The organism is Actinomycetota bacterium (assembly GCA_005888325.1).
Lineage (GTDB): Bacteria > Actinomycetota > Acidimicrobiia > Acidimicrobiales > AC-14 > AC-14.
Window position 1 is genome coordinate 61,164 of the sequence record VAWU01000018.1, and the last position, 10,741, is coordinate 71,904.

Here is a 10,741-nt window from a genome sequence, read left to right on the forward strand (position 1 = left end):
TCAATCCCGACAGCCCGATCGCCATGTCCGTCGACGAGATGATCAGTGGCTTCGACGCGTCGCTCTCGGCGTTCCCCGACGCAAGGATCTCACTGGGGTCGGTGCTGGCCGACGGAGACGACGTGGCCTTCGAGATGACGTGGACCGGCACGCATGAAGGCCCGCTCGAGATGCCGGACGGTTCCGAGCTCCCTGCCACCGGGCTCACCATCTCGTTCTCCGTGGCGGTGGTGCTGGAGACGACCGAGGGGCTGATCCGGCGAGAGCGGCAGTACTACGACAACCTCGGGATCCTCGATCAGCTCGGCGTCACCTGACCGGGCGCGTAGCCTGGGGACCCGCGGGGACGTAGCTCAGCTGGCTAGAGCACCTGCTTTGCAAGCAGGGGGTCGTGGGTTCGAGTCCCATCGTCTCCACCACAACTTGCCTGTTCAGCAGGTACGAACCGGTCGTACGGACGTCGGTTCCCGAGTCAGGTGATTCTCCCCCAAGTTTCCCCCACTACCTGTTGTGGGTGTGGCGCAGGCCGTCATGGCAAAGACAGCACAGGTCCGCGGCCAGCGTGAGACGTTGGTGTTTGCGGGTGGGGTCACCGCGTATCCGCCGCCGGAGGCGGGGGGTATTGGCGGGTGCGGTGGCGGGAGGATGGTCGTCGTCGGGAGACGACGGCTGGGTCGCGTGACGCGGCGGTGGCCAAGGCCGCCGAGCTGGTCGACCGGCTCGGGTTGGGCGCGCCGACCGACCTGGGCCGGGCTCCCGGCAGCGCGTTGGTCGCGCACTACTTGGACGCGACGCGTCGGCCGGCGCGGGGGCGGCCCTGGTCGGAGCGTCATCGCGAGGAGCAGGAGTCGTATTGCCGGCGGTTCGTGACCCCGGTGCTCGGTTCGGTCGAGTGCGGCCGGCTGACCCGCGCCGATTTCCAACGCATCCTCGATCGGGCGTCAACGCGTTCGGTGGCCGACCATCTGCGCCGCTGTCTCACGGCGCTGGTCGCCGCCGGGCTCGAGGAAGGTTTCTTGCTCGCCCGCCAGGACGTCTTGCGCGGCGTGCACTGGCGCGACGAGGCGGGTGAGGACCCGGCCCTCGAACATGGCCGGCTGGTCGAGGAGGCCGACATCCCGACCGCCGCCGCCGTCCACGCCGTCGCCGTCGCGGCGGCCACGCGGTCGCAGCTGTGGTGGCGTGAGTTAGAGGTGCTGCTCGTCGCCTACTCGGGGCTGCGCTGGGGAGAGCACGCCGCCATACCGCCGATCGCGTCGATGTCGCCCGCCGGCGCATCGTCGTCGACCGCCAGGTCATCGAGACCCGCAAGGGCTTGAAGCTCGGCCCTCCCAAGAGCCGCAGCAAGCGCACCACCATGTTCCCGGCCCGCACCCCCGCGGGCGTCGACCTCGCCGCCCTCGTCGAACGTCGTCTCGCCGAACTGCCCGCCGACGGGCTGCTGTTCCCCTCACCGAGGGGCAGTTGGGCGCGGCGGTCGAACTACCGCCGCAACGTCTTCGACCCGGCCGCCACCGCCGCGAGCTGGCCCCGCCACGACGACGGCACCCTCGTGTGGACGTTCCACTCGCTGCGGCACGTGTTCGCCATCTGGGCTCTCGCCCAACCCGGCGCCCGCATCGAAGACGTCTCCCGCCTCCTCGGCCACTCCACCGTGCGCGTCACCCAAGACCTCTACATCGCACCCGACGCCGACCTCTACGACCGCTTCTACCAAGCCACCGCCTGAGAGGACAGCGAACGCATTGCTGTGAGGCCCGCGTGTCCCGTGGAACTGTGGACCCGTGGGAAGAACCTGCCGAGACGCGGTACTCGATGCGTTGACCCGATTGGAGCGCAGGCACGGCCGCCAGGAGTTTGACCGGAGCGAGATCGTCACGGAAGTGCTCGCTTCGGACTCGACGTTCGCCGAGGCAACGATCCGCACTCACGTCACGAGCCGGATGTGCGTCGATGCGCCCGACCATCACGCGAGTGTCTTTCCCGCTCCCGAAAGAGTGGCGAGGGCGGGATTTGAACCCTCGACCTTCGGGTTATGAGAACGACGGCCGACCTGATGGAGGGTTCGGCGTCGTCCGCCTACATCCGTGTACGTGCACGTCAGCGCCCGGATTTACTCGTCTGCAGTGCCCTCCGTCCGGCTCGGTGCGGGTGGGTGCGTCGTGGTTCGTTTGACAAATGCTTGACCAGTTCGCCGTCGTACGCCGTCGTTCGCGCGAGCGTCTCCAAGACACCCCTATGTAGAGGTATCTATCGAGACGGGTCGACGTCGTGACCGTGGCCGTCAGCACAGCTGGATCACGACTCGAAGCTGTCCCCGTGGGTCCTGGCTGCCCAGCACACTTCGCCTGCGCACCTTCTGTAGGTATCTCCTAGACGAGTTCGATGACGGCGTGTTCGGCCAGTGCGGCGGCTTCTTCGTCGATGAGCAGGTCGTCGAACTCGAAGTCGTCGATGTCAGTCGGCCGTGCGGGTCGAACGAGAAGCGCTACGAGCGAGAATGCGGAAGCGGCGAACCCCGCGCCGACAGAGCACACGGTCCGCACGCCGTGCACGAACGTGTCGGCGGTCATCCCTGAGCCCGCGTGGTGCGTTGCCGAGTCAAAGATGGTGACCAGGACCGCGAGACCGACAGCGGCGCCGAGTTGCTGGCTCACGTTGATGAGACCGGATGCCGCGCCCGCATCACCCGGTGCGACATCGGCCAGTGATGCGGACGTGAGGCTGACGAACGACACACCAGCTCCCGCGCCCATGAGCACGAGCGCGGTCACGATCAGCGCGTACGACGCCGACGTCGGCAGTTGCGTGACCAGCAACAGTCCGACCATCGACGAGCTGATTCCGAGGAGCATGACGGCCTTCTGCGGGAATCGGCGAACGAGCACTCGGCTGGTCAGTTGCGAGGACAGGAACACCGAGGCGGGCATCGGCAAGAACGCGAGGCCGGCGCGCAGGGGCGAGTAGCCCTGGATCTCCTGGAGGAACTGGCCGAGGAAGAAGAACATCCCGTACATGCCGGCGTAGACAAGTCCGCGTGCGGCATTCGCTGTCGACCGTGTGGGATGCGCCAACAACCGCAGAGGAAGCACCGGCTCCTCCGCCCTGCGTTCGGTCGCCACGAACATGGCAAGCAGGATCACCCCAGCGACCAGTGAGCCGACTGTCAGCGCGCTGCTCCAGCCTGCTGACCCCGCTTCGACGAGACCGAACACGATCGCGCTCATGCCGACGGTTGAGGTGATGGCACCGACGAGATCGAACCGGCCGTGTCGACGCTCCGACTCCGTGAGGATCCGGCGACCGATGACAAGGATGGCGACACCGATGGGCACGTTCACGAACATCACCCAACGCCACGACACCAACTCGGTGAGCAACCCGCCAGACACGAGACCGATCGCCCCGCCCGCAGCCGATACCGTGGTGTACAGGCCGATGGCGCGGACCCGCTCAGCTCCTTCCGGGAACACCATTGTGAGCAAGGACAGCGCGGAGGGTGCGGCCAACGCGGCACCGACTCCCTGTACTGCTCGTGCCGTCAGCAACATCCACCCGGTCACGGCGAGTCCGCCCACGAGGGAACTGACGGTGAACAACGCGATGCCGCCGAGGAACACGCGACGCCGTCCGTACAGGTCGCCGGCGCGCGCGCCGAGCAGAAGCAATCCGCCGAACGTGAGGATGTAGGCGTTGAGCACCCAGGACAAGCTGCTGCTCGAGAACCCGAACGCCTCCTGGATGTGCGGCAGGGCCACGTTCACGATCGTCGTATCGAGCACCACCATCAGCTGGGCGGCGAGGATCACGAACAGAAACAGCCTCGGCCCCGCCGGGCGCGTCGGGGACGCCGGCGAGGGGCGAAACAAGGTTTGTGGCGAGGGCATGGACTTCGGCCTTTCCGCTGGTACAGTCTCTGGCTAAGCGGAAGCTTCCTCCGGTTACTATACGGAGGGCCCCTCCGTTTAGCAAGTTGTCTGGATCGGTTGAGGTCGATGCGACGTGGCTAGCAAGACTCGAGTCGCCAGCAAGACCGTCGACGCGCCGGCGGCGCGTCCGCTCCGCGCTGACGCCCAGCGCAACTACGACCGCTTGGTCGCGGCCGCCCGCGATGTGTTCGCGAAGGAAGGCGGCGGCGCGTCGATGGAGGCCATCGCCCGTGAAGCGGGCGTCGGCGTCGGCACGCTGTACCGCCATTTCCCTCAACGCATCGATGTGGTCGAGGCCGTCTATCGCGACGACGTCGACCAGTTGGTGGCGACCGCTGATGAGGTCATCGCGGAACTCGAACCGTGGCCGGCAGTGGTGTCCTTCCTCGAGGCGTTCCTGCGGTACGCCCAAGGCAAGCGGACGTTCCTCAACGAGCTACACGAGGCGTTCGACAAGCACCCTGATCTGAAGCTGCGGTCGAAGGAGCGCATCGACGACGCGATGGACCGCATCGTCCGCCGCGCGCAAGACGCGGGCGCAATCCGCACCGACGTCAACGGCGCGGAGCTGATGCAACTCGTCAGCCCGATGTGCATCAACGCGGCACTGTCCAAGGAGCAGAGCAGCCGCCTGCTTACCATGATCCTCGACGGACTCCGCCACCAGTCGTGAGTCAGATTCCCGAGGTCGTTGCTCGATACCAAGACGCACACGATCGGCGTGACGTGGAGACGGCGCTCGCCGCATTCGCGCTCGACGCCGTCGTGAAGGATGACGGACACGAGTACCGCGGCCGCGACGAGATTCGCGACTGGCTGTCGCGCGCGTCGACGCAGTTCAAGTACACCCGAACACTCACCGGTGCCGACGCCATCGACGCCAATTCGTGGCTTGTGACCAACCGCCTTGAAGGCAACTTCCCCGGCGGCGTCGTCGACCTGCACTACCGATTCAGGCTGACCGACGGCCTCATCGCCGAGCTCGATATCGCCCCCTGACGTCCGCCGGCAAGTGCAACCTCACGGTTCGCGGACATCGCGCCAGCGGACATGCTGGATCAAACACTCGAGTCGCAAACCGCTCGCGCGCATCGTCTCGGGCTCTAGTGGCTTCCCTCCACGTCCTTCGCTCGGGATTCCTTGACCTTGGCTACGTCGGGACCGTCGCCCTGCCCCTCGTAGAACGCCATGTTCTCATCGACGCCGACGAGCCGGAGGCACTGTCCGCCGGGAGCCTGGAAGTAGAGGTGAGGATCCGGTACGTCGAGTTCTCGGACGAGCCCGGACTCGAGGATCGAGCCGCCCGTCGCTTGCACGTTGTCGGACTTGATCTCCAGCCACATCGCTCTGGCGCTGCGATGAAAGTCGCTCGCGTCGTCGACGTCCGCGTACAGGAACCCGATGTAGAAGTCGTCCCCGAGGCGGACGAAGTCTCGTTCCGGGTCGGCCTTGGTGATCTCGCCGCCGAGCACGTCGCAGTAGAAGCGACGGATGTCGTCTCGAGCGGCGTGGGGAACGAGGACCGACGCGTGAGTTCCGAAGGCGACCTTCGTCATCGGGCTCGCTGCGCTTCACGCCGGGCGATGTCCGCGTCGCTTCCCATGGGGCTCCCGACGCCGGTCTCGATGTAGTCGCGCAAGCTGAGCATGAAATGATCCCAACTCCGGCTGCAGGTGTCGATGCACTCCAGCTCGGACGTCAGGCCGACATGCCGGAAGTGGACCTCGGACTCGTTGTCGCCGACCGAAGTGATGGAGAACACGGGGCGAGTGCCGACCCAGTCGGCGAGGAACGGGCAGTCGGTGACGGTCCACTGAACGCTCCACGGTCGCGTGGCAACGTCGACGTGGATCACGAGCGGCTCCGGTGTGTTCATGAAGAACCGGAGCTCGCCGTCCGTCTCACCGTGGCCGGCCGTGCGGGTCCACCAACCGGTAAGTCCTGACGCGGTGGTGATCGCGTCGTAGACGGCGTCGGGCGCGCCGTTGATCCGAATCACGGTCTCGTAGTCCGGTGCGTGCCGAACGTCTGTCACTTGCGTGGCTCCTCGTGTTCTTTGATGTGGACGATGCCGCCACCGAGTCCGGTGACGCGGCCGTGCCGATCGACGCCGACGTACGGCGTTCCTCCTGACGGCGATGGCTTGGCGTAGGAGGAGCCGCCGATCCAGCCGACGAACTGGCCGGTGTCGATCTGGGAGTAATGCTCCGGCTCGAAAGCGACCCCGTTGTCGCGGCACAGCGCGCGCAGCGACTCGACTTGGCGATCAGTCATCCCGCGATTCCAGGCCGTGAGGTTTCGTTTGAACTCCGTTAGAGCCCTGCCGAACAGTTCGCGGAATGCGTCGGACCGATCGAGATTGCGGTCTCGGGGGGCGGCGTGTGCTCCATGGCTGTAGAAGCGCAGCATCGCCACGAACGCGCCGGTCACCGTCGCGACGTCGACCATGACCGCGATTCCGGACCGCAGGCTGCTCGTGACCCGTTCTCGACGGTCGGACATGACAGTGTCGACACCGGGCGCGGCGCCAAATGGGCGGTCCGGTGGGATCAGAACGGGAGCGACCGCGGAAGTCCGAAGTACGGGAACATCACGGTGTCGAAGCGCGTGATCGCCTTAATCCGGTCGCCGGTCAGGGTGAACACCATCAGTCCCAGGGCGTGACTCGGCCCGCCCGACGGGTCGCGCACGTAGGCGCCAAAGGCTGGTTCACCGTTGGCGCGGGTCGGGATCAACCGGTACGTGCGGCCGTCTCGGAACACGACATCGTGATGGAAGCGGAAGGCCAGGTCGAGGCCGTGGTACTCGAGCGGCAACGGCGGCATCGCGACCACGACGTCGTTCGTCAAGAGCGCGATGAGCGCGTTGACGTCACCGGTGTCGTAGGCGCGGGTGAGACGATCGAGCAGCTCGGCCTCCGCGGCCGAGCGAGGCGCGGGGGGACGTCATCATCGGAACGGTCCAGCCGCAGCGTGAGGGTCGCGCGCGCCCGTTTGAGCGCGCTCGTCACCGACTCGACCGTCGACCCCAGCACGTCGGCGACCTCGTCAGCGTGGAAGCCGAGCACGTCACGCAACACGACCACCGCACGTTGGCGCGGCGGCAGCTGTTGTAGCGCGGTGATGAACGCGAGCGAGATCGCCTCGGTCGTTTCGTAACGAGTCTCGGGGCCCGGGTCGTGGTGGACCTCGGCGAGGAGTGCGTCGGGATAGGGCTCCAGCCAGGTGATCTCACCGAGTCGGGTCGGCTCGATGGGTGTCACACCCGGCACGGGCCACTGCGCCGTGGGCGGCCGGCGGTCAGCGGCCCGGCGCACGTTCAGACACCGGTTCGTCGCGACCCGATACAGCCACGTCCGCAGCGACGAACGACCTTCGAACGTCCTGATGCCCTGCCACGCCGCCAGCAGCGTGTCCTGCACTGCGTCCTCCGCGTCTTGCAGCGACCCGAGCATCCGGTAGCAGTGGACCTGCAGCTCGCGGCGATGGGGATCGGTGAGCTCGCGGAACGCGTCGCCGTCTCCCTCGCGGGCGCGGTCGAGGAGTTCGGTGGTCATCGTCGTTGCCTCCCATTGGCGCGTTCCTCTCCTCGTTGCCACACCGATGTCGACACCGGGCGCCACGAGAACTGGGCGGCGGCCCGCCCAGTTCTCGTCGGTGGCGGTGTCTTCACCGTACGATCGCCCGGCCCGCGGGCGCTGGATCAACCAGGAGTGACCATGCCGAAGTACGTCCTGACCTATCACCAGCCCAAGGGCTACGTCCCGCGCGCCGACGCCGACGTGATCGCCGCGTGGCAATCGTTCTTCGAGGGACTTGCCGACCACGTCGTCGACCCCGGCCAACCGGTGTTCGAGCGGACCGCGATCGGCGACGTCGGCGCCGACACGCAGCTCGGCGGCTACAGCGTCATCGAGGCGGCCGACCTCGAAGGCGCCGCCGCGCTGGCCAAGGCGTGCCCGAGCGTGCAGTCCGGCGGCGGCGTCCAGGTCGGCGAGCTCGCCGACCTGCCCGACGACCACATCCTGTCCCAACTCAAGACGAAGGCCGCGCAGCGTTGATCGTCACGAATTCGCGGTAGCAGGCAGAACGGGGCGAAGTTTGCGGAGACGTCGCGCATCCCCTGTGATGGCGACACCGCGAGCTCTCGCCTCGTTGACGTCGATGCGCCGAGCGAGCAGACCCACGACGGCATCGGGAGCGCCGGTGAGCACGAGATCGGGAGCGGGCGCTTGTCCGTGGGTCACTCGCACGCGTCCGCCCGACACCGTCACCGTCATCGGTTCGGTGTCACAGCGGACCTCGACCACCAGCTCTGGCCGAGACGAGTCCTCACCTGGGAACAGGGCCGAGATGGGGTGCGCGATCCAGTGGCTGCGGAACGTCTCGTCTTCGGCCATCTCGCCCATCAACGGATACGCCCACCGCCCGATCGCATAGACCACCTCCCGCAACCCGTCGCCGCGTTCGGTCAGTTCGTAACGATCATCGTCACGCCGGGCGATGAGCCCGTGGGCTTCCATCGAACGAAGCCTCTCGGCCAACAGGTTGGTGGCGATACCGGGGAGCCCGTCGAGCAGCTCGCTGTAGCGACGCGGGCCCGGCAGCAGCTCGCGGACGATCAGCAGCACCCACCGGTCACCGATGACGTCGAGGCCTCGGGCCAGCCCGCAGTACTGGCGATACGACCGCATGCCCCCATCCTACGACTTGTGTTTCTCATGTCACAATACTTGCTTTTCTCAAGTAGTTCGTGTTTACGATCAACAGCGAACAGGAGGGCTGGCCCGTGATCTCTTCCACCGCTGCACCCCCGGCGACGCGGAAAACCCTGGTGCTGGTCGCGCTCTGCTCGGCGGCGCTACTCATCAACATCGACGTCACGATCGTGAACGTGGCGCTCCCCAGCCTCGTGCGCGAGCTGGGCGCGACCACCACGAACCTGCAATGGGTGGTGGATGCCTACACCCTCGTGTTCGCGGCGTTGATCCTCGCGGCGGGCAGCCTGAGCGACCGGATCGGACGCAAAGGAACGTTGCTCGCCGGTCTCGCGATCTTCGCTCTCGGGAGCCTTGCGGGCTCGGTCAGCACGAGCTCCGGACAGCTGATCGCGGCGCGCGCCTTCATGGGAATCGGGGCCGCCGCGATCTTCCCGTCGACGCTGTCGCTGATCGCCAACGTGTTCACGGAACGAACCGAGCGGGCCAAAGCCATCGGACTGTGGGGCGCGACCACCGGAGTGGGCGTCGCCGCCGGACCGATCGTCGGCGGCTGGCTGCTCGAGCACTACTGGTGGGGCAGCGTCTTCTTGTTCATGGTCCCCCTCGCCGCCCTCGTCGCCTTCGGAGTCGCCTACTCCGTCCCGACGTCGAGAGACCCCGCTGCACCGCCGATCGACTGGCCGGGACTCGTGCTGTCGTGCGCCGCCATGGGAACCCTGGTGTTCGCCATCATCCAGGCCCCCGACTGGGGCTGGGTATCGACATCGACGTTGGCGGCCTTCGCGCTCGGTCTCGCGCTGCTCGCGGTGTTCATCAATGTCGAGGCCCGAAGCGATCGTCCGATGCTCGACGTGTCACTGTTCGGCAACCCTCGCTTCTCGGCGGCGAGCGGGTCGATCACCATCAGCTTCTTCAGCCTCGCTGGATTCACGTTCCTCGTGACCCAGTACTTCCAGTTCGTCCACGGCTACTCGCCCCTCGGCACCGGCATCCGGCTTCTCCCCGTCGCGTCGTCGGTCGCGGTCGCCGCGGTCGTCGGCACGAAGCTCGCCGTCCGGATCGGGAACAAGACCGTGGTCGCCACCGGGCTCGCGATGTGGGCCATCGCGTTGCTGTGGATCTCCACCGTGTCCGCCTCGACCGACTATCTCGAGATCGTCGGTCAGATGGTCCTCGGCGGTGGAGGGCTCGGTCTCATCACGGCACCCGCCACCGAAGCAATCCTCGGCGCAGTACCAACCGAGAAGGCCGGAGTCGGCTCCGCCGTCAACGACGCGACCCGGCTGTTCGGCGCCGCGCTCGGCGTCGCCGTCATCGGCAGCGTCGCCTCGTCGCTCTACAGCCACCGCCTCGGCACGACCATCCCCGCCGAGCTGCCCGCCCAGGCCGCGACCGCCGCGAAAGGATCCATCGGCGGCGCGCTCATCGCCGCGCGCAACCTGCACCAAGCAGGGCTCACAACCACCGCGCACAACCTCACCACGTCCGCCGTCGACGCGTTCCTGCGCAGCCTCGAAGGCAGCCTCCGCCTCGCCGCGGCGATCGCCGCCGGCGGCGCGGTCATGGCGGCGGCCCTCCTACCGTCTCGACCGCGAGACGCGATGGACGCCAGCGAAGCGGTTCCCACGGCCTCCGTCGCCGAGCCTGAGCTCGAATTCGGGGCGTAAGCCACGGCTCGTAACACACACCGGGCCCATATCCCGACGAGAGGAGAACCCATGCACGCGGTAGTGGTGACCGTCACGGTCCATGACCGGGAGGCTGCCGTCAATGAAGTTCGCGGATGACCTTGGCCCGCGTCGTCTTCTCGCCGCCAAGGTCCGATGCGTCGTAGAGCGAAGCCAGCCTCGTCTCAGGCAATCTTGTGCCCCTGCCCATGCCACGAACATCCCCGACTCGCGGCGCGTTCGTAGACGGGGCGTGGACCTTGCGTGTATCGCTCGATGACCATGTAGAGCACAGCGAACCCCCTTGGCAGCGCAAGCTATTCGATTGCGACTCGTCGTCTCGCCGTTGAGCTTCGAGTGAGGGAGCCCGCCCATCCCGTACTTCAGGTCGAAGCGCGTCGCGTCGAGTGCGGTGAGTGTGTCGG

Annotated in this window: 12 protein-coding genes, 1 tRNA gene and 1 pseudogene; 8 read left to right on the forward strand and 6 right to left on the reverse strand. The window is 67.0% G+C overall.

The window, feature by feature from the left end; all coding sequences use genetic code 11:
* Positions 1-23: 23 nt before the first annotated feature.
* From E6G06_04975 to E6G06_04990, 4 genes are all read left to right on the forward strand, one after another.
* On the forward strand, positions 24-317 hold the full coding sequence (locus E6G06_04975; GenBank protein ID TML92742.1) for an ester cyclase: 294 nt from the start codon (positions 24-26) through the stop codon (positions 315-317).
* Between the two features lie 25 nt (positions 318-342).
* Positions 343-419 (forward strand) — tRNA-Ala (locus tag E6G06_04980).
* Positions 420-689: 270 nt separating this feature from the next.
* On the forward strand, positions 690-1,319 hold the full coding sequence (locus tag E6G06_04985) for a hypothetical protein (protein TML92743.1): 630 nt from the start codon (positions 690-692) through the stop codon (positions 1,317-1,319).
* On the forward strand, positions 1,223-1,729 hold the full coding sequence (locus E6G06_04990; GenBank protein ID TML92744.1) for a hypothetical protein: 507 nt from the start codon (positions 1,223-1,225) through the stop codon (positions 1,727-1,729). The genes E6G06_04985 and E6G06_04990 overlap by 97 nt, the downstream gene beginning before the upstream one ends.
* Before the next feature lie 643 nt (positions 1,730-2,372).
* Here E6G06_04990 and E6G06_04995 read toward each other — a convergent pair.
* Positions 2,373-3,887 carry an MFS transporter gene (locus E6G06_04995; protein TML92745.1) on the reverse strand — a complete coding sequence of 505 codons (1,515 nt, stop codon included), beginning with the start codon at positions 3,885-3,887 and terminating at the stop codon, positions 2,373-2,375.
* Positions 3,888-4,002: 115 nt separating this feature from the next.
* Between E6G06_04995 and E6G06_05000 the strand changes: the two genes are divergently transcribed.
* Entirely contained in the window at positions 4,003-4,602 is a 600-nt protein-coding gene (locus E6G06_05000) for a TetR/AcrR family transcriptional regulator (protein TML92746.1), read from the forward strand.
* Complete coding sequence (locus E6G06_05005; protein TML92747.1) at positions 4,599-4,928, forward strand: nuclear transport factor 2 family protein; 330 nt, start codon at positions 4,599-4,601, stop codon at positions 4,926-4,928. Before E6G06_05000 ends, E6G06_05005 begins: the two co-directional genes overlap by 4 nt.
* A gap of 104 nt (positions 4,929-5,032) precedes the next feature.
* Here the strand turns inward: E6G06_05005 and E6G06_05010 are convergent, their stop codons facing one another.
* The 4 genes and pseudogenes from E6G06_05010 to E6G06_05025 all read right to left on the reverse strand — a co-directional run bounded on the left by E6G06_05010 (position 5,033) and on the right by E6G06_05025 (position 7,485).
* The gene (locus tag E6G06_05010) at positions 5,033-5,485 is read right to left on the reverse strand and encodes a VOC family protein (protein ID TML92748.1); all 453 of its coding nucleotides are present in this window, start codon (positions 5,483-5,485) and stop codon (positions 5,033-5,035) included.
* Entirely contained in the window at positions 5,482-5,964 is a 483-nt protein-coding gene (locus E6G06_05015; GenBank protein TML92749.1) for an SRPBCC domain-containing protein, read from the reverse strand. The genes E6G06_05010 and E6G06_05015 overlap by 4 nt, the downstream gene beginning before the upstream one ends.
* Positions 5,961-6,377, reverse strand: coding sequence for a hypothetical protein (locus E6G06_05020; protein TML92750.1), 417 nt, complete (start codon positions 6,375-6,377; stop codon positions 5,961-5,963). The genes E6G06_05015 and E6G06_05020 overlap by 4 nt, the downstream gene beginning before the upstream one ends.
* Positions 6,378-6,478: 101 nt before the next feature.
* Positions 6,479-7,485: pseudogene (locus E6G06_05025) on the reverse strand (sigma-70 family RNA polymerase sigma factor).
* Here E6G06_05025 and E6G06_05030 point away from each other — a divergent pair.
* Positions 7,414-7,989: a hypothetical protein gene (locus E6G06_05030; GenBank protein TML92751.1), complete on the forward strand. Its 576-nt coding sequence runs from the start codon at positions 7,414-7,416 to the stop codon at positions 7,987-7,989. The pseudogene E6G06_05025 and the gene E6G06_05030 sit on opposite strands and share 72 nt — an antisense overlap.
* A gap of 3 nt (positions 7,990-7,992) precedes the next feature.
* On the opposite strand, the gene E6G06_05035 is transcribed toward E6G06_05030, so the two are convergent.
* Positions 7,993-8,622, reverse strand: a complete 630-nt coding sequence (locus tag E6G06_05035; GenBank protein ID TML92752.1) for a transcriptional regulator — start codon at positions 8,620-8,622, stop codon at positions 7,993-7,995.
* 137 nt (positions 8,623-8,759) lie between these two features.
* Here E6G06_05035 and E6G06_05040 point away from each other — a divergent pair, with 137 nt between their 5' ends.
* Complete coding sequence (locus tag E6G06_05040; protein ID TML92789.1) at positions 8,760-10,316, forward strand: MFS transporter; 1,557 nt, start codon at positions 8,760-8,762, stop codon at positions 10,314-10,316.
* The last annotated feature ends 425 nt before the right edge of the window (positions 10,317-10,741 follow it).